Source organism: Mesorhizobium sp. WSM4842 (genome assembly GCF_055901575.1).
Genome location: NZ_CM148372.1, coordinates 5,150,393 through 5,168,428, shown reverse-complemented (window position 1 = coordinate 5,168,428; position 18,036 = coordinate 5,150,393). Strand labels below are relative to the sequence as shown.

Here is an 18,036-nt window from a genome sequence, read left to right as displayed (position 1 = left end):
TCAAGGTCGTGTTCGACCATTTCCGGACCTTCATGTAGCATGTGCGGAGGGCCGGCAATTAGGTCGAAGCAGCATACCGCTCAGCCTTGGATGCCGTGACGACGAGAACGGGCATATCGAACGCTACAGCGCCGCCCGCCCGTTGCCCTCATGCAATTTATGTGAACGGAACGTCGCCACAGGCATTCACCGGGGCGGTTCCGTGCTGAACGCGAAGAACCTGCGCGCAGGCGATGCCGCTGTGCCGTGCCAATCGGCAGCTTCGCCCATTCCAAGATTGCGGGTCCCTGATATATTACTCTGACCATCTCGTTCGCAGAATCCGTTTTGCGCATATGCAGCCGGCAACTCGAGCGAGAGCGTAAGCAAGCCTTCCTTCCCGCCGACGCGCCGAACCTCGGAGGTGTTATGCTAGTACTGGTTTTCGGCCTCGTGATCTTCTTCGGAATCCATTCTGTTCGGATCGCCGCCGGCAGCTTTCGTGATGCGCAAATCGCCACAAACGAGCGGCGCTGGAAGGGACTTTATTCGCTCCTATCGATCATCGGCTTCGTGCTGATCGTCTGGGGCTGGAGTCTTTATCGGCCCAATGCGCCTGAGATCTACGAGCCGCCCTCTTGGGGCCGCCATGTCCCGTCGGTGTTGGTGCTCGCCGCATTCGTCTTTCTGGCAGCCGCTTACTTGCCCACGGGTTCAATCAAGCATCGGCTGAAGCACCCGATGCTGGTGGGCATCATCCTTTGGGCCATCGGCCACCTCCTGGCCAATGGCGACCTTGCCTCGCTCCTAGTCTTCGGAGCGTTTCTGGTTTACGCGATTGTCGATCTCATTGCCGTCATTCCACGCGGCGATCCGGCACCCGCGGTCGTGCGACCGCGTAGCGACCTGATTGCTGTGGGCATCGGCTTGGTGGCTTTCGCATTGTTCGGGCTCTGGCTGCACGGCTGGCTGTTCGGAGTCTCGCCCTTCGCTTGAACGTCCGCAGCGACGGCGCGCCTTCGAGGATGTCCTGGCGAATCCCACCAGTTGCCGCGGATCGAGCGCCTCGCAGACGCCACAGTGAACCAATGCTTGGCATAAGGTCGGCACATCTGAATTTTGATCGCAACGCCGATGATCGCCAAGCCAATAGCAAGCAAGAGGTCGTGCACGAGCGCCGCCAGATGGACGGAGCGCTCCGCGAACTCGGTTCGCCGCGATGCCATCAAGAGTGATCTGACGGCGGCGAGGATGATGAAGCCGAGCACGGTCGCCACCGTCCAAAGGCGAAAGGTTTGCAAAGGCACGCCAGAACCGGCCAGCAGCCGCGCAGCAATGAAACCGATCACCAGCGCCACCACAGTAGCCGCCACGCCCGCGAAGAATCTGCGCCATGCACTACTTGTGGCACTCGCCTTCTTGAACCGCCGGGCGAGCAGGATGAACACGCCCGCGACGAGCGCAACAACCAACACAATCTCGAACAGGAGCCCAAGCAGAGATGTTCCCCCGGCCGCCAGCGAGGCCCTCAGGCGTTCAAGCTCGACGGGGACGTCGCTCAAAGCGGCAAACCGCGCGAACAGTCCGGAGACGAAACGCTCGGCGAGCTGTTCGAAGCCCGAAATCAACGAAGTAACGTCCGTTTCCGCCGTCGTGTCCACGATTTCTCCCCCTTCAGCGCCTCGGAAGCCAGTTCCGGTGGTCGCTCGTCGGCCGCTGTCTCGCTATCCAGCGCCCAACCGTCGAACAATTCAAGCTTTTCTGCCCGGCCCTTTGCCCCGCGCGGGGTCCGAGCGCACTGAACTTGTCGGCCCAGAGCGCAACGACCGCGCCGATGTCGTAGGTCTGATTTCCGCTGCCCATCAGGCGTTTTCTGTGGCTATCTTCTGCTCGACTTTCGGAAACCCAACATCTCATTCAGCTATCTATTTGAACGCCTCACCGTAAGCTACGCTGCCAAACGACAATGGCCCATTCGACGGTTTCATCGTAGCAGAGTGGGAGTGTTGAGACGTCTGCACGACATACCATCGCTAGCTGGGAGGTATCGCAACCAGGAAGCCACTGGCCAGCAGATATTCATAAAGATGCAGTAGAGGGGGTGCGGGGCGCAACTGATCGGCAGTTATCCATTGCCGGCTACCGTCAACCTCCCATCCGCGTCCCAGCTCAGTTTCGAGCAGGGGAAGCAACTCCTCGCGAGGGCATGGGTAGGCCAGTACACGTACGTTGGAGCCGAAAAGCCGCGCGATACCCTCGAGCAGGCGGCCTTCCAGGTGCTGGTATCTCACATCGTCGAAAATCCGTATCAACGCAGGCAGCGGCACGGCAAAACGCAACGGAGCCTGCGTATATCGACGCGCAAATGCGGTGGCACGGTACAACTGGCGATGCCGCGTCATCATCGCTGCGCCCTTGCCCATTGAAGGCAGCGGAGCATCAGAATCGACGACCATCAGGCGCACATCGATGACATCCTTCACCTCAGGATTCCCGGCGACCTCGCGGCGGAGCGTTTCCAGGCACGCCGCAATCGCTTCCGCTGAAAGGTCGTCTCGCGGGTCGCTCGCCAACGGTACGATAGCCACAGCCTTCTTATAAAGAAATTCGTTGGCGGCGACGGCCGCATCGTCACCGTCCAGCATCACCGCCTCAGCCTGACCGTCACGTGCCAAGGCCATGTGCAGTTCGCGCATGTCGCAACCCGCGAACGCGCGGCCTCGCATCACGATCTGATCAATTTCGAGGCGATCATTTGCAAGGTTGTCGAACATCCTCGCAGGCAAATCACCGGGGGCTGCCCGCTCATTCAGCAGCGCATGCAGCAGGTTCACACCGAGAATGCCCACCGCCTCCTGCTGAAGCAGGTTGGCATTATTGCGAAGGTTTACGTGCAGCAGAATGTCGCTCGCCTCAGCCCGCGGGTGATCCTGAAAGCGGACGCCGATCCAGCCGTGGCAATCGTTGGTGCCCGCAAAGTTGCGGGCGGCGATGGTATCGGCGAAAGCGAACAAGCGCGTATCTTTGCCGCGCGCATCACCGACCTGTTGCACAAGCGATTTCCATTCACAATCAAGCATCGTCTCAAGCCGCGGCCTGGACACGTAGCGTGTTCCGGAGCCGTAAAGGTCGTCGCTCACTTCCTTGTCGTAGGCTGAGACGGTCTTGGCCACCGTGCCAGACGCGGCGCCAACGCGCAGAAACCATCGCGCCACTTCTTGACCCGCGCCGATCTCGGCGAACGAGCCGAAACTCGTTGCGTCGAGATTGACCTCCAGCGCCTTCCGATGCGTGTCAGCAACGGCGTTATCCGATCGGCCAGTCGCATCGGTATGATTCATGGCGGGTCTCTGCGGTGGACTGCGGTTGCGTCTCAATACTGCCGCCCAACGCCAGGTGCAAATTGATCCGCTGGGCGAGTTGTACGCTCTGAACGAGCAGCAAACCAGCTGCGCCCAATGCGCATTCACCTGTTGCTTTTGAACCGCGCGAAGATCGCCGCTGCCTATGAGGCCGACAGAACTTGCAACAAGCATAGCGAGTCCGCTTTAGGGCGGCTAGCGGCGTCGCTACGCCAGTCGACAGGTTGCCGCTCGTTCGACCGCATTTGTCGGAAATCAGTGTCCTGCGATGCCCAGGGCATTCATGTCGAAAAGTGGCAACGCCAGGAATGCCTTCGCAACGAGAGCATTGGCAAGATCGACGAAGAACGATCCGGCCAGGGTGATCAGCAAGAACGCCTTCGGGGCTGGACCGTAACGGCGCGCCACCTCGTCCATGGTCGCCATCGCGACGGGCATTGAAGATATCCCGAAGCCGAGGAAACCACCGACCGTAACCGCTGCCTCATAGTCACGGCCCAGCAACCGGAATAGAACGAAATAGGCAATCGCCACGATAACGATGATCTGCAGCAGTACGTTGACGAAAAGTGGTCCGAGGATAGCGGCAACGGCAATCAGCTTTGTGCTCATGAGGCTGAGCACCAGAAACAGGTTCAGAGCGACCTCGCCGCCCTTTTGAATCGGCTCGAAGTCCAGCCGGATGCGAGTCCAGTCAACAAGGTTCGACAGGAAAACTCCCGCAAGCATCGCCGACAGGAAGCCAGGCAGCAATAATCCTGCGTCCTTGGCCCAGCTATTGAGCTTGTCGCCAAGAAGGACCGATACCGCAACAATCAGGATGGTCGCCAGAATACTCTCGAGCGATCCTCCTGAAACTGCTGCTGGTGTGTCTTTTTGTGGCTCGGCGAAGGAGACATCAATCTGCGTTGCCGCAACCGGGGAGAGTTTATGACGCCCGATCAGCCAACCGGTAATGGGTCCCGACACCAGAGCGCCAGTGATGACCGCAAGAGTCGCCGCTCCTGCTCCGACCGCTTGCGCGTTCTGAAGCCCGACGGCTTCCGCCTCCTTCGCCCAGGCAAGTGCCGTCCCTGGCCCACCGACGAAGGAAAGGCTCCCAGCAAGGAGCCCGTAGAAGGGGTGTGCTCCCCAAGCCGTAGCGACACCGATGCCAACCAGATTCTGGCAGACCAGCAGAAGCACTGTCACCGCGCAGAGGATGACCAATGGACGGCCGCCGGCTCGCAGCGCTTTCAACTTCGCCGACAGGCCGATCGTCGTGAAGAAGACAAGCAACAGAAGATCGCGGAGCTTTGTGCCGAAGGCGACCTCAGTTCCGAACATGACATGAGCAAGGAGAACCAGCAGAGCCACTATCATGGCACCGATCACGGCGTTGGGCATGTCGATGCGTTTCAGCACTGGAACCATTTGACGGATTCGGGTGCCCGCGACCAACGCGATCAGACCAATGATCAGCGTTGCAAGTTCCGAGAATTCAACATGGTCCGCGGCCATCGGCTCAATTCCCCGGCCCCTGGAGCGACAGGCGGTCTTCAGGCCGCCTGGTTTGCTGACACTGCGAGGAGACGTCCTAGCATATCGGACGCGGCACTTGGCCGGAAGAGCAAAACCTTGCAGGCCAAGAGGATCCGGGTTCCTGTTTCCAACCGTTCGACGCGTCGGGAAGATCCGTCGGACCGTCGAAGTGTTGTCTGATCGAACCGGAAAGGGTGGAAACCATTATTGGAAACAAGTCATCGCGGGCATGCGGACGCAAATGGTGTCCGCTGGCCTGGCCGACGAGGTCATTGACCAGGAACTTCGGGCGTTTGCCGACGAGGTTTTCGGCCGAATCCGGAATTATCGTAAACCCGAAACCAATGGTGCAGCATGAAATCGATTGATGCCGCGAATTGCATTCGTGAAATATTGGCGGCCTAATCCATGACGGCAAAAACAAAAGTCCTCCCCGCGGCAGATAACGCGCACCAAGCGAAGCCGTCGCGCCTCTTAAAGATCGACGGAAGCACCCTCACTATCGACCATACGGCAGCCCAGAAAGCCTTCGGATCATCGGACGAAGATTTCATCAATGGCTTCCTGCGCCAGCTGGTGAATGTCGGCAGCCACGGCAAAACGCCAGACGATCAGGGCACGGCCTTTGTCGCCTCGATTGTGAAAGGCATTGAACCGCAGGATCAGATCGAAGCTATGCTGGCTTCGCAGATGGCTGCGGTGCACATGGCGACAATGACGTTCGCCCGCCGCCTTGCTCATTGCGAAACTATCCCGCAGCAAGACAGCGCCGAGCGTGCGTTCAACAAGCTCACCAGGACATTCGCGGCCCAGGTCGAAGCCCTAAAGAAATACCGCACGGGCGGCCAGCAGCACGTCACGGTGAAGCACGTCACGGTGAACGAAGGCGGCCAAGCTATTGTCGGCAACGTCTCGCATGGGGGGCAGGGTGGCGGAAAAAAATAACGTCAACCTCATGAACCTAGCGCCTCGATGTCATGCTCGATCGAAGCGGACAGGTTGCCAGTGTCGGTCGCCAGCGGTGAGGGGCAGCGTAGTCTGTCGCATGCATGGTGCGGGCGGTGGCGCACCTGAAGGCAAGCGGAACGGCAACTATCGCAACGGAGGCAGGACGAAACGCACAATGGCAGCCTTGGCGGTTGTCCAGGCAATGGCGCGGATATGTCGGCAGACGATCGATGATCTACCGGATTAACTGGGAACTAGTCGCCATGCTGCTCGCCGCCGCCTTCATTCTGGCGTTGTGCCTGCGTCAGGCAGGGCCAGTTAGCGGGAACTCCCCGGTCCCGAACCGCTCTGCATTTGGCAACGTTTCGCTTCGAGGCAGCTCAGCCGGCCCATCTCATCTAGTCGTGGAAGTCTAACGCTTGGTGCCCCATGCGGGATGCCTGTCCCGACCTCGGTGGACAATCAGCCTGGCCAGCCGGCAGGCACACAACGCGGGGTTCTGGTAAAGTCCATGAAGAATGGGCAGGTGGGAGGGTTGAATGAGCTTCGAGCTAGCAATGCTTGCGGCGAGCTGCGTGCTCTGTTTGATCCAAATTGTTATCTCCTCCCACGCAGCCAGCCTTCAGCGAGGTTATCGGTGGACTGCCAGCTCCCGTGAGGCCGAAGTCCCCCCGCTCACGGGCATAGCTGGGCGCTTGGAAAGAGCGCTTCGAAACTTCCTTGAGACGTTTCCGGTGTTTGTGGCTGCGGTCTTCCTTGTTCACTTGCTCGGCCGTGAGAGCGCTCTCAGCGAATGGGGAGCTGGTCTCTATGTTTCGGCCAGGTTGGTTTACCTTCTACTCTATGCAGCGGGCGTTCCCTTGCTCCGCTCGCTCGTCTGGAACGCCGCGTTCGTTGGAATTATCCTTCTTTTGCTCGCGTCAGTCTGGCCTTAGCTGTCGTGACCGTATGCCGATCGCCGCTGCGGGGACGTCCGCTTCCTTGACCATCGCGGAAGTTCCAAGAACAACTCTCGAACGACCTCATTGGGTCAGTCACGACGATGCCCACACCAACCTGAATGTCCGATCTTGAATATTCGCAGCCCAAAGCTGCCGGTCTGCTCTCGGCCCAAACGCGACGCCTGAGTAGTGGTTCGGCGATGACCGCTCTTGGCGCAAAGCGGTCGTAGATCACGGCACCCAGCAAGAAATCTCAGACACGCCCAAACCAAATCTATCCCTCTTGCCATCCCCGCATCCTTCCCCTAATCTCTTCTGAGAAAACCTTTTCCCAACTCGCACCGCATCCGCTGACCTCGCCAATCAGCACATCGCAGGGTAACAAGAGAAAACCTTTTTCCAACTAAGGAATTCAGTGCGCACCATGGTTTCCGACGCCTCGCCAGCGCCCGCCAAGACCCCAGTCACCCTGCGTGAGGTGGCCGCCCTTGCCGGCGTCAGCGTGGCCACGGCGTCGAAAGCGCTCAACGGGCAGGGGCGGATGACCGCCGAGACGCGCGAGCGCATTCGCGAGACGGCGCAGCGGCTGGGCTTTCGGCCGAACAGCCTGGCACAGAGCCTGTTGCGCCGGCGCTCGTTCACCGTCGGGCTGTTGACCAACGACACCTATGGCCGCTTTTCGCTGCCGGTCATGTCGGGCATTTCGGATGCGCTGGTCGACAAGGGCGTCTCGGTGTTTTTGTGCAATGTCGAGGATGACCAGCGGCTCGGCCAGCTGCATGTCGACGCCATGCTCGACAAGCGCGTCGACGGCATCATCGCCACCGGCAAGCGCATCGATCGCCATCTGCCGGTCGATCTTTCCAATGTCGGCGTTCCCGTGATTTACGCCTTCACCCAGCCCGATCCCGGCGCTATCGCTTTTGTGTCTGATGATGCCGGCGGCGCGCGCCTGGCGGTCGAGCACTTTTGCCGGCTTGGGCGGCGCTGCATTGCCCATGTCACCGGGCCAGCGAGTTTTGCGGTGGTGCACGCGCGGGCCCAAGCCTATCGTGACGTGCTGACCGAGAAAGGCTTGCCGGTCATGGAACCGTTGCTCGGATCGTGGTCGGAAGCGTGGGGCCACGAGGCGGTGAAGAAGCTCTTCGATGGTCAACTCTTCAAGGGAAAGGGCGAAAAGCCCGATGGCGTGTTTTGCGGCAACGACCAGATCGCGCGCGGCGTCATCGACGCACTGCGCGAGCGCGGGCTTGATGTGCCGGACGATGTCGGCGTCATCGGTTTCGACAATTGGCAGATCGTCGCCGAGGCAACCCGCCCGCCGCTGACCTCCGTCGACATGAACCTGGCGGCACTCGGGCGCGAGGCCGGCCTTACCTTGCTTTCGCTCGTCGGCGGCGAACCCGCCGAGCCGGGCATCCGAAAACTGCCGTGCCGGCTGGTGGTGCGTCAGTCATGCGGCCGTCCGCCGGACGGCTAAACCAAAAGCGCTGCGCGGGGAGCGCGGTTGCAGGGAAACAGAAACATGAGGAGGAGAACATGAAAACCATGATTACCGGACTCGCCCTTGCCGCGAGCATTTTTTCCACGCTGGCGACAGTCGGGCCGGCCGCCGCCGAGACCGCCAACATCTGGGTGCGCGCCGACGGCTCGAATTTCATGCCGCGCATCGTCGATGCCTTCAACAAGGGGCATGAGAACCAGGTCAAGCTGGACATCATCCCCAATGCCGAGATCATCCCGAAATATGGCGCCGCCGCCGCCGGCGGCACAGCACCCGATGCGCTGTCGCTCGACCTGATCTACACGCCGTCCTTCGCTGCCGCCGGCCAGCTGGAAGACATCACCGACTGGGCGAAATCGCTGCCCTATTTCAACAGCCTATCGCCGGCGCACGTCAAGACTGGTACCTACAAGGACCGCATCTACGGGCTGCCGTTCTCCGCCGATAGCTCGGTGCTGATCTGGAACAAAAAACTGTTCAAGCAGGCCGGCCTCGACCCTGAAAAGGGCCCGACCAACTGGGCCGAGATCGAAGCCTATGCCGAAAAGGTCAACGCGCTCGGCGGCGATATCAAAGGCTTCTATTTTTCCGGCAATTGCGGCGGCTGCAACATCTTCACCTTCACGCCGCTGATCTGGGCCTCGGGCGGCGACATCCTCACCGAGGATGGCTCGAAGGCGACGCTCGACAGCCCGCAGCTGCGCGGCGCCATCGACCTCTACCGCTCGATGATCAAGAAGGATCTGGTGCCGGCAGGCGCGCAGACCGACACCGGCTCCAACTTCTTTGCTGCCTTCGCCGCCGGCAATATCGGCATCTCGCCGTCCGGCGCCTTCGCCATCGGCGCGCTGAACACCCAATACCCAGACATCGACTACGGTGTCACCTTCCTGCCCGGCAAGGATGGCGGCTGGTCGTCCTTTGCCGGCGGCGACAATTTCGTCGTCACCAAGGGCACCACGAAAATCGCGGTGGTGAAGGAGTTCCTCGACTTCGCCTATTCGCTCGAGGGCCAGACCATACTGGCGAAATACGGCAGCCTTCCCGTGCGCGGCGACATCGCCAATGAGGCGCTGAAGGATTTAGACCCGCGCTACAAGGTCGCCGCAGAGGCCATGGCCAAGGGCCGCACGCCCTATTCGGTGGTGTTCAACGACCTGATCAACTCCGCCAACGGTCCGTGGAACCAGATGGTCAACGAGGTCTTCTTCGGCGAAGACGTTGATGGCGCCATCGCCAATGCGCAGGAAACCATGCAGTCGATCATCGACTCGGCGCCGCAGCAGTAAGGCGCCGAGCTTTAACCTCCCCCTCGAGGGAGGTCGGACCGCAGGTCCGGGTGGGGTCGTTGCGGCAGTGCTCGACGTTCTTTTTCTGTCGGCGCGCGTCAGAGGCGACCCCACCCCCGGCCTTCGGCCGGACCCTCCCCTCAAGGAGGAGGGGGACGTCGCGCTAACAGCAAGGCTATCGCATTGAGAAAAGACCCCCTCATCCGGCCGCTTCGCGGCCACCTTCTCCCCGCTGGGGAGAAGAGGCTGGCGTCAACGCTGGCGACCTCCTCTCCCCTCGGGGAGAGGTCGGATTGCCCCGAATTGCCCTTTGCAATTCGGTTGGCAATCCGGGTGAGGGGGTCTTTTGCCGTTGCGGTTGCCCTGAACCCAGTGAGCGGCCAGGCATGACCTCCATCGCAGCAACCTCCGCACCCGCCCGTCGCCGCAAACTGGTCGGCGCCGGTCGTCGGCAGTGGATCGGCCTGCTCTATGTCGCGCCGGCCGTCGCGCTTGTCGTCGTCTTTTTCATCATCCCGCTTTGCATGACGGCGTGGATGTCGCTGCACAACTGGCCGCTGATGGGCGCGCACTCCTTCATTGGCCTCGACAATTACTGGGCAATCCTGCGCGATACCAGGTTCTGGAACGCGCTGCGTTTCACCGGCTATTACACAGCGGTGGTGACGATCGCGATCTTCGCCGTCGCCTTTCCGCTGGCGCTGTTCATCGAAAGGCCGCGGCCGCTGACCGGCTTCTACCGGACGTCCTTCTTCATGCCGGCCGTCATCGGTTTTGCCTCGGCCAGCCTGCTCTGGTCGTGGCTGCTGAATGTCGATTCCGGCCTGTTCAGCCCCGCCGCCTTCGAACTCGGCCTGACCGAGAAGAAGGTCAATCTGCTGGCGACGTTCCAGCCGGCGTTCTGGTCGATCATCGCCATGGTCGTCTGGAAGGTGGCGGGCTTCACCATGATCATCCTGATGACCGGCCTGCAATCCATCCCGCCGGATCTGCAGGAGGCGGCGATGATCGACGGGGCAGGGCCGCTGGCGCGGTTTCGCGCCATCACTCTGCCGCTGATGCGCCGCACGCTGGCGCTGGCGCTGATCCTGTCGGTTGCCGGTTCGGTGCTCGCCTTCGATCAGTTCTACATCATCCTGCGCGGCGGCCCGCGCAACCAGACGCTGACCGCCGTCTACTGGATTTTCAACCAGTCGTTCGTGTCGTTCAAGCTCGGCTATGGCGCCGCACTGTCGATGATCCTGCTGGTCATCCTGGTCGCGCTCAGCCTTATCCAGCTGCGGCTGCTGCGCCAACCGGAGGGCGTTGACTGATGGCGCAGGCACGCAGCCGTAAACGCCGCATCGGCATGCAGATCGCCGAGCACTCGACGGGCATCTTCGCCTCGCTGCTGTTCCTGGCGCCGATCGTCTGGACCGTGCTTTCGGCGTTCAAGCCGGCACAGGAGTCGCGTCAGCCGCCGCTGCCGCCCTGGCCGACGACGGGTTTTTCGGTCGAGAACTACGCCACGCTCAATACGTTCGGCGATGGGCTGTGGCTGCCGGCGCAAAACAGCATCTATGTCTCTGTCATGACGGTGGTGCTGTCGGTGATCGTCAGCGTGCTGGCCGGCTACGGCTTCTCCCGCTTCCGCTTTCCGCTGAAGAACCTGCTCTTCGTCCTCATCCTGTCGACGATCATGATCCCGTTCCAATCGATCCTGACGCCGATCTTCCTGGTGCTGACCAAGATCGGCCTGCACAACACGCTGACCGGGCTGGTTTGCGTCTATGTCACGCTGCAGCTGCCGTTTTCGATCTTCATGATGCGCAACGCCTTCGACGCCGTTCCGCGCGAGATCGAGGAAGCCGCCCGCATGGACGGCGCCAACAATGTCACCATGCTGCTCAGGGTGATGCTGCCGCTGGTCTGGCCGGGCATTGTCACCATCGCTCTGTTCGCGTTCCTCGGCGCCTGGAACGAGTTTTTGGCGGCGCTGGTGCTGATGACAGACCAGTCCAAATTCACGCTGCCGATCATGATGACGGCGCTGCAGTCGGGCCGCTTCGGCGCCATCGACTGGGGCGCGGTGCAGGCGGGCGTCACCGTGATGATGGTGCCATGCCTGGTGCTCTTCCTGCTGCTGCAGCGCTTCTACATCCGCGGCCTGATGGCAGGGGCCGTGAAGTGACCAATCGAATCGAACCGGAGTGAATTCATGACCGCATCGCAATCGGCCCTTCAGGGCACTACGCCGGGCAAGCCGAAACTCGCCTTCCGTCCGCTGGCGGTGCCGCAGGTCGATGTGCGCGGCTTCTGGGGCGACCGCGTCGATGCCGTCGCCACCAGGACCGCCGGCATCCTGTATGACCGCTGCGTCGAGGCGCGCATGCTGGAGCAGATCGATCCGGACCGGCCATCGCCCGGCGTCGTCATTCCGTTCCACTCACCCTCGCCGGACGAGGCCGCCACCGCCGGCAACGAGTTCACCGGATCGACGGTGACGACCCAGATGTTCTGGGACAGCGACTGGGGCAAGACGATCGAGACCGCCGCCTATTCGCTCTACCGTCGCCGCAACGACGAACTGGAGAAGAAGATCGACGCCGTCATCGACATGTACGGCAGACTGCAGCAGCCCGACGGTTATCTGTCGAGCTGGTACCAGCGCATCCAGCCCGGCTTGCGCTGGACCAATCTGCGCGATTGCCACGAGCTCTATTGCGCCGGCCATCTGATCGAAGGCGCGGTCGCCTACTTCCAGGCGACGGGAAAACGCAAGCTGCTCGACATCATGTGCCGCTATGCCGACCATATCGCCGAGACGTTCGGTCCCGAGCCCGGCAAGAGGAAGGGCTATTGCGGCCATGAGGAGATCGAGCTGGCGCTGGTCAAGCTCGCGCGCGTGACCGGCGAGCAGAAATATATGGACCTGGCAAAATACTTCATCGACCAGCGCGGGCTTGAGCCGCATTATTTCGACGAGGAGGCGCGTGCCCGCGGTGCCGACCCAAAAGCCTATCATTTCAAGACCTACGAATACAGCCAGTCGCACAGGCCAGTGCGCGATCAGGACAAGGTCGTCGGCCATGCGGTCAGGGCGATGTATCTCTATTCGGGCATGGCCGATATCGCGACCGAATATGGCGACGACACGCTGCGGGTGGCGCTCGACCGGCTGTGGGACGATCTCACCACCAAGAACCTCTACGTCACCGGCGGCATTGGACCGTCGTCGCACAATGAGGGCTTTACCGCAGACTACGATCTGCCCAATGAAACCGCCTATGCCGAGACCTGTGCGTCGGTCGGATTGGTGTTCTGGGCGAGCCGCATGCTCGGCATGGGCCCCAATGCGCGTTACGCCGACATGATGGAGCGGGCGCTCTACAACGGCTCGATCTCCGGCCTGTCGCTCGACGGCTCGCTGTTCTTCTATGAAAATCCGCTGGAAAGCCGGGGGAAGCACAACCGCTGGAAGTGGCATCGCTGCCCGTGCTGCCCGCCCAATATCAGCCGCATGGTCGCTTCGATCGGCAGCTATTTCTACAGCCTGTCCGACGACGCACTCGCCGTCCATCTCTATGGAAACAGCACGGCTCGTTTCGATATCGCAGGCCGGCACATAGAGCTGACCCAGGCCAGCAATTATCCGTGGGACGGGGCAGTCTCGATCGGCGTCGAACCCGAGGCGCCGACGACATTCACCTTGCACCTGCGCCTGCCGGCCTGGTGCCGCAAGGCGGCGCTCAAGGTAAACGGGGAGGCGGTCGATCTGGAGGCGGTTACCAGCGACGGCTATGCCGCGATCCGGCGCGAGTGGCGCAAGGGCGACCAGGTCGAGCTCGAGCTCGAAATGGCCGTCGACCGGCTCTATGCCAATCCGGAGGTGCGGCAGGACATCGGCCGCGTCGCGCTTGCCCGCGGCCCGTTGATCTATTGCGTCGAGGAGACCGACAATGCCGGCCAGCTGCACCGCATCGCCTTGCCACGCACGGCAAACATCGAGGCGCATAAGCAGCCGAACCTATTGGGCGGCGTCGTGACGCTTTCGGCTCTGGCCAGGAAAGAGGCGTTTGAGAGCTGGGACAACGGCCTCTACCGCACCGAACCGCCGGCGGTTGAGGAAGCAAAAGTCACCGCCGTTCCCTATTTCGCCTGGGACAACCGCGATCCCGGCGAGATGCTGGTCTGGCTGAGAGACTCGTGATCCGGGGACGAAGATGATGCCGCCGACGAAAGGGGTGTCTTGAATTTGCCCCGGCGGCGCTAATTTTAGAGGGGGAGAGTGGCGCCAGCCACTCGAATGGGTGGAGGCAGAGTTGGCGCTCGAAGATGTCGCGCGTCCGAGCGCTGGCGCTCGCGTCATGGTCCTGACCGCCGCAGCGTTGCCGCTGCTGTTCGTGCTCAGCGGTCTGGCCATTCGCTATGCGGCATTTGCTTCGGTGTCGGAGGAACCAGGTTTCGCGGCCTATGCCCGCGCGCTTTGTCGGTGGGATTGCGCCTGGTATATCGGCATCAGCGAACAGGGTTACGAGCGCTTTCCCATTCCAGACCACAGCAATGTCGGTCGCTGGGGCTTCTTCCCGCTCTATCCGATGCTGGTGGCGGCGATCCGGTCTGTTTTCCCTTTCCCTACGATACTGGTCGCCACCATCACTTCCATTGTCTGCAGCTACGCCGCCTGTCTGGTCGCATGGCCGCTGCTGGAGAAAAACATGCGGGCCTATGTGCTGTATTGCGCATTTCTGCTCAGTGGCCCGTTCTCCTTTCACTTCACGACCTTCCTGAGCGAACCGCTTTTCGTGCTCCTGACCTCGTGCGTTTTTCTGGCGCTCAAACGCTCCAGCTATCTCGCCGCGGGCGTTTCATCCGCGCTCCTGTCGGCGACCAGGCTCGTCGGGGTCTTCGTCGTATTTGCGACCGTCATTCAAATGTTCAGGGAGCACCGCCAGCAGGGCGGATCGACGCTGTCTTTCCCGCGTTGGGTGCTTGGCCGGCCGGATCTGCTGGTCGCTGTCCTCATCTCGCCCGCCGGTTTGTTCGCTTACATCCTGTTTCTTTACCTTACGGTCGGGGACGGCTTTGCGTTCCTGCATGTCCAGCGCGCGTTCGGACGGGTGGCCGGCAATCCCCTGGTCTTTCTATGGGACGGGCTCTCAGCGGTTCCGACCACCGGATGGCTGCCCACGGCGCCGCAATGGAGCGCGCTCGCCGCGATCACCGGATTGGCGCTGTCGGCCGTTCTGGCGGCTCGAAGGCAATATGGCGCGGCACTCTTCTGCACGCTCGGTATTATCCTGCCGCTGATTACCAACCTGGCCTCGATGGTCAGATATGTCGTTGGGCTTGCGCCTCTGACAATGATGCTCGTCGTCCTGTTGTCGGCGTCGAAGCTCATTTGGCTCGCGGCTTTGGTTCTCTTCCTGGGCGCCTGCTATTTCATGACTGTGGCGTGGATCGGAGGCTACCTTGCCCTGGTCTGACATTTGGGAGCCTTTCAGACGCGCCGCCTCGATCGGCGGCTACGCACTTGTGGCAGTTCTGGCCGGGTCCGAGACCGTCATCCTTGCGTTTGCTCTCAATCCAAACGTCAATGCCGATTATCGCGCCTATTACATCGATCGGACGACCACCTGTCTCAATCGCGATGCCGTCGGCAGCTACACACTTGGCCAGACGATATCGTTCCGGAACGACGGCGCCAAACTGGCAGCCAGCATAAAGGTCTGCGGCTGGTCGGGACCCGTTGCCGACGGCACCCATTCCGTGGGGGAGACCTCCCGGCTTCGCGTGAAGATACCGCCGCTGCGCAACGGGCTGATGGCCACGCTGCAAATGGCCGCCGTCATTCGTCCACCGCAGATCACGCAAAGGGTGGTGATCTCGGTGAACGGGTTTCGGGTGCATGCGGAGACGCTGTCTGGCAAAGAACCACGAACGGTCACGTTCGTCGTTCCACCGCCGGCTCTTGGCAAGGCCGATACACTCGAAATCGCCTTCGACTATCTCGACGGCATTCCGCCAACGCCGGCCGCCAGCAACATCTACAAGCGATCCATCAAGCTGGTGTCGTTCCGGCTCGATGCGATTGACACGGATTAGGTGGAGCGGTCGCCGTGCCGGTCGGGTCTTCGCTGCGCAAAAACCCATCGGTCGAGCATGAGAAGATTGACCGCCGGAATAAGCAGGCATGTAACCAGAATGGCAATGATGGGCGGCAGCCCGAGTTTCGCCGTCAAAAGCGCCGGCGCCGCGTAAGCCACGGCGAAGCCTGTCGCCGTCAGCAGCAGAAAACGCGCAGCTTCCGATCGGTGCGATCCGCTCGACATGAAGGTTACTGATTTGTGGGCGAAATACGAAAACACGGCAGCAATGGCGTAAGCCGCAAGCGACGCCTGGACAGGCGAGAAGCCGATCCATTTCGATTCGACCAAAGCGACAGCCAGGACGGCATACAGGATCGTCGCGGCGATGCCGACCAAGCCGAAGCGCGCCAGCAGCTTCAGCCCGGCGCCGGCAGTCGAACGGTCCTCAGACATGCGCGCTGCACGCAAACTGGGCTCCGAGCGGTAGGGGCGCGAGCAGGCGCTCGAGTCTTCTGACGAAGGGCCTGGCCGACGGCAGCAGCAGGAAGTGCTCGGATCGGATATCCCTGAATCCCGTCTCCTGAAAGAGGGACCTTGCCTTGGCAGCGTTGAGCAGGACCGCATCCTGATCGAACGGACACCGCAACACCGCAAGACGCGTCAGCGGATTATAGGGATTGTGCTCGATGATGCAGGCGACGCCGCCCGGCCGCACGACGCGCCGCATTTCCCGGAAGAAATCGAGCCAGGAAACGGGCGGAACGTGATGGACGACGCAACTGGCGAAAGCCAGATCGAACGCCCCGTCCTCATAAGGCAGGCTCGGCGTGGTGCAGGCTCTGTAGCTCACACGCGGATTGTCCTGGCCGGCGCGCAGGATCGATTCTTCCGAGACGTCGCAGCCATCCAGGCTCTCGAAGACGCCTTCGAGATAAGGGTGGAGCGATCCGACGCCGCAGCCGACATCCAGCGCCCGCACACCGGCACCATCCTGCCGAAGCCTTCGCTCGACGACAAGACGCTGCAGCAGGTCGGCTTTGGCGATAAGAAAGAAGTCGTGCCTGAGGCCGGAAAACCGGATGGATCCTGCGACCGCCTCTCCATAATTTGATTTATAGCTGTCGAAGAGTTCGGCCATCCGCCGAGGCTCCGTTCCTGGGTTTTCGAAACGATCGACGGCTCTCACCCGGGGTGGTTGCACGCACTGCCTTGTCGAAGCCGGCGACCCTGTCGATCACGTAAAGCGGACGGCGTTTGACCTCGGCGTGGATACCGCCGACATAGAGCCCGACCACGCCGGTCATGAAAAGATTGATGCCGCAAAGGAGCGACACGATCACCACGGTGGATGTCCAGCCGGCAATGATGCCGGTTTCAAAAATCCAGGCGAAGATAGCGTAAGCACCGAACACCACCGCAAGCGCGGAGATGGCCAATCCGCCCCACAACGCGATGCGCAGCGGCTTCTCGGAGAAGCTGACGATGCCGTGAACGGCAAGGTGCATCATCTTCCAGAATGGGTATTTGGTCTGGCCAAGGGTCCGCGCGGGACGTTCGAAAGGCACCGCCGTCTGCTTGAAGCCCATCCAGGCGAACATGCCCCTGACGAAGCGGTCCTGTTCGGGCATTTGCTTGAAGGTTTCCAGTGCCTTGCGGCCGACCAGGCGGAAATCGCCGACGTCGCGCGGGATGTCGACCGACGTCATTTTCTCCAGCAGACGGTAGAAGAGGCTCGCCGTAAAGCGCTTGAACCAGGATTCGCCCTCACGCTTGACGCGGCGGGCATAGACGATCTCGAAGCCTTCCTTCCACTTCGCCACCAGATCGAGAACCACCTCCGGCGGGTCTTGCAGGTCGGCATCCATGACGATGACGGCATCACCCGCAGCAGCGTCCATGCCGGCCGTGATCGCGACCTGGTGGCCGAAATTGCGGGAAAGCTCGATCAGCCGGAAGCGCGGCTCGACGGCGACCACTTTTCGAAGGTATTCGACGCTTCCATCGAGGCTTCCGTCATCGACGAAGATCGCCTCAGCCTCTCCGTCCAACCGGCAGATCAGCGAGCTGATCCGCTCGATCAGTCGCGGCAGCACCTGCTCTTCATTGTATATGGGAAGGACCAGCGAGTACCGCGGCGGCGACTCGTTCACCGCAGTCCTAATGCCTTGGATCACAGAGTCTCGCATGCCGTTGAAAATGGAACGCAAGCTACAAAGTTCCAAGGATACCCAAGAAATCGCTAAATTTAGCGGTTTCGGGCAGGTGATGTTCATGAGTGGAACGGACATAGGCGGCGTTACCGCAATCGAACGTCCGCATGTGATCGAGACACGGCATCAAAGAGGTTGTCGACCAGTCCGAACCTGGCGCGAAGCAGCCTTTGACGCACCGTTTCGATCATGCCGCCTAACGCCGATCTCTGCT

Annotated in this window: 16 protein-coding genes; 11 read left to right on the top strand and 5 right to left on the bottom strand. The window is 61.3% G+C overall.

The genetic code is table 11. The features are described from left to right. Nucleotides 1–408 precede the first annotated feature (408 nt). Entirely contained in the window at nucleotides 409–975 is a 567-nt protein-coding gene (locus tag AC0NIE_RS25140) for an NnrU family protein (RefSeq protein ID WP_474044203.1), read from the top strand. A 1,037-nt stretch (nucleotides 976–2,012) separates the two neighbouring features. Here the strand turns inward: AC0NIE_RS25140 and AC0NIE_RS25135 are convergent. Continuing rightward, nucleotides 2,013–3,320, bottom strand: coding sequence for a hypothetical protein (locus AC0NIE_RS25135; protein WP_473489293.1), 1,308 nt, complete (start codon nucleotides 3,318–3,320; stop codon nucleotides 2,013–2,015). 276 nt (nucleotides 3,321–3,596) lie between these two features. After that, nucleotides 3,597–4,841, bottom strand: coding sequence for a sodium/glutamate symporter (gltS, locus tag AC0NIE_RS25130; RefSeq protein ID WP_473489294.1), 1,245 nt, complete (start codon nucleotides 4,839–4,841; stop codon nucleotides 3,597–3,599). On the opposite strand from gltS, the gene AC0NIE_RS25125 reads away from it, so the two are divergent. From AC0NIE_RS25125 to AC0NIE_RS25080, 10 genes are all read left to right on the top strand, one after another. Then, nucleotides 4,795–5,220: a DUF6074 family protein gene (locus tag AC0NIE_RS25125; protein ID WP_473489295.1), complete on the top strand. Its 426-nt coding sequence runs from the start codon at nucleotides 4,795–4,797 to the stop codon at nucleotides 5,218–5,220. The two genes, gltS and AC0NIE_RS25125, sit on opposite strands and share 47 nt — an antisense overlap. A gap of 50 nt (nucleotides 5,221–5,270) precedes the next feature. Then, nucleotides 5,271–5,807, top strand: coding sequence for a hypothetical protein (locus tag AC0NIE_RS25120; RefSeq protein ID WP_473489296.1), 537 nt, complete (start codon nucleotides 5,271–5,273; stop codon nucleotides 5,805–5,807). 542 nt (nucleotides 5,808–6,349) lie between these two features. Next, nucleotides 6,350–6,745: an MAPEG family protein gene (locus AC0NIE_RS25115; protein ID WP_473613747.1), complete on the top strand. Its 396-nt coding sequence runs from the start codon at nucleotides 6,350–6,352 to the stop codon at nucleotides 6,743–6,745. Nucleotides 6,746–7,175: 430 nt separating this feature from the next. Then, nucleotides 7,176–8,231: a LacI family DNA-binding transcriptional regulator gene (locus AC0NIE_RS25110; RefSeq protein WP_473489297.1), complete on the top strand. Its 1,056-nt coding sequence runs from the start codon at nucleotides 7,176–7,178 to the stop codon at nucleotides 8,229–8,231. Between the two features lie 59 nt (nucleotides 8,232–8,290). Next, nucleotides 8,291–9,544 carry an ABC transporter substrate-binding protein gene (locus tag AC0NIE_RS25105; protein ID WP_473489298.1) on the top strand — a complete coding sequence of 418 codons (1,254 nt, stop codon included), beginning with the start codon at nucleotides 8,291–8,293 and terminating at the stop codon, nucleotides 9,542–9,544. 386 nt (nucleotides 9,545–9,930) lie between these two features. Continuing rightward, entirely contained in the window at nucleotides 9,931–10,857 is a 927-nt protein-coding gene (locus tag AC0NIE_RS25100) for a carbohydrate ABC transporter permease (protein ID WP_473489299.1), read from the top strand. After that, nucleotides 10,857–11,714: a carbohydrate ABC transporter permease gene (locus tag AC0NIE_RS25095; RefSeq protein WP_473489300.1), complete on the top strand. Its 858-nt coding sequence runs from the start codon at nucleotides 10,857–10,859 to the stop codon at nucleotides 11,712–11,714. The genes AC0NIE_RS25100 and AC0NIE_RS25095 overlap by 1 nt, the downstream gene beginning before the upstream one ends. Nucleotides 11,715–11,741: 27 nt before the next feature. Next, nucleotides 11,742–13,733, top strand: coding sequence for a glycoside hydrolase family 127 protein (locus AC0NIE_RS25090; RefSeq protein ID WP_473489301.1), 1,992 nt, complete (start codon nucleotides 11,742–11,744; stop codon nucleotides 13,731–13,733). Between the two features lie 112 nt (nucleotides 13,734–13,845). Beyond that, entirely contained in the window at nucleotides 13,846–15,009 is a 1,164-nt protein-coding gene (locus tag AC0NIE_RS25085; protein WP_473489302.1) for a hypothetical protein, read from the top strand. Beyond that, nucleotides 14,996–15,628, top strand: coding sequence for a hypothetical protein (locus tag AC0NIE_RS25080; protein ID WP_473489303.1), 633 nt, complete (start codon nucleotides 14,996–14,998; stop codon nucleotides 15,626–15,628). The genes AC0NIE_RS25085 and AC0NIE_RS25080 overlap by 14 nt, the downstream gene beginning before the upstream one ends. Here the strand turns inward: AC0NIE_RS25080 and AC0NIE_RS25075 are convergent. Genes AC0NIE_RS25075 through AC0NIE_RS25065 form a run of 3 tightly spaced genes read right to left on the bottom strand, consistent with a single transcriptional unit; the run spans nucleotide 15,625 to nucleotide 17,705 of the window. Further along, complete coding sequence (locus AC0NIE_RS25075) at nucleotides 15,625–16,065, bottom strand: GtrA family protein (RefSeq protein WP_473489304.1); 441 nt, start codon at nucleotides 16,063–16,065, stop codon at nucleotides 15,625–15,627. The genes AC0NIE_RS25080 and AC0NIE_RS25075 overlap by 4 nt on opposite strands. Next, entirely contained in the window at nucleotides 16,058–16,750 is a 693-nt protein-coding gene (locus AC0NIE_RS25070; protein WP_473489305.1) for a class I SAM-dependent methyltransferase, read from the bottom strand. Before AC0NIE_RS25070 ends, AC0NIE_RS25075 begins: the two co-directional genes overlap by 8 nt. Continuing rightward, nucleotides 16,725–17,705, bottom strand: a complete 981-nt coding sequence (locus AC0NIE_RS25065) for a glycosyltransferase family 2 protein (protein ID WP_473489306.1) — start codon at nucleotides 17,703–17,705, stop codon at nucleotides 16,725–16,727. The genes AC0NIE_RS25070 and AC0NIE_RS25065 overlap by 26 nt, the downstream gene beginning before the upstream one ends. Nucleotides 17,706–18,036 lie beyond the last annotated feature (331 nt).

Coding starts and splice junctions, on each gene's coding strand:
- AC0NIE_RS25110 (WP_473489297.1), top strand. CDS start 7,176: ATGGTTTCCGACGCCTCGCCAGCGCCCGCCAAGACCCCAGTCACCCTG.
- AC0NIE_RS25125 (WP_473489295.1), top strand. CDS start 4,795: ATGATCAGCGTTGCAAGTTCCGAGAATTCAACATGGTCCGCGGCCATC.
- AC0NIE_RS25120 (WP_473489296.1), top strand. CDS start 5,271: ATGACGGCAAAAACAAAAGTCCTCCCCGCGGCAGATAACGCGCACCAA.
- AC0NIE_RS25115 (WP_473613747.1), top strand. CDS start 6,350: ATGAGCTTCGAGCTAGCAATGCTTGCGGCGAGCTGCGTGCTCTGTTTG.
- AC0NIE_RS25075 (WP_473489304.1), bottom strand. CDS start 16,065: ATGTCTGAGGACCGTTCGACTGCCGGCGCCGGGCTGAAGCTGCTGGCG.
- AC0NIE_RS25095 (WP_473489300.1), top strand. CDS start 10,857: ATGGCGCAGGCACGCAGCCGTAAACGCCGCATCGGCATGCAGATCGCC.
- AC0NIE_RS25135 (WP_473489293.1), bottom strand. CDS start 3,320: ATGAATCATACCGATGCGACTGGCCGATCGGATAACGCCGTTGCTGAC.
- AC0NIE_RS25070 (WP_473489305.1), bottom strand. CDS start 16,750: ATGGCCGAACTCTTCGACAGCTATAAATCAAATTATGGAGAGGCGGTC.
- AC0NIE_RS25100 (WP_473489299.1), top strand. CDS start 9,931: ATGACCTCCATCGCAGCAACCTCCGCACCCGCCCGTCGCCGCAAACTG.
- AC0NIE_RS25140 (WP_474044203.1), top strand. CDS start 409: ATGCTAGTACTGGTTTTCGGCCTCGTGATCTTCTTCGGAATCCATTCT.
- gltS (WP_473489294.1), bottom strand. CDS start 4,841: ATGGCCGCGGACCATGTTGAATTCTCGGAACTTGCAACGCTGATCATT.
- AC0NIE_RS25090 (WP_473489301.1), top strand. CDS start 11,742: ATGACCGCATCGCAATCGGCCCTTCAGGGCACTACGCCGGGCAAGCCG.
- AC0NIE_RS25105 (WP_473489298.1), top strand. CDS start 8,291: ATGAAAACCATGATTACCGGACTCGCCCTTGCCGCGAGCATTTTTTCC.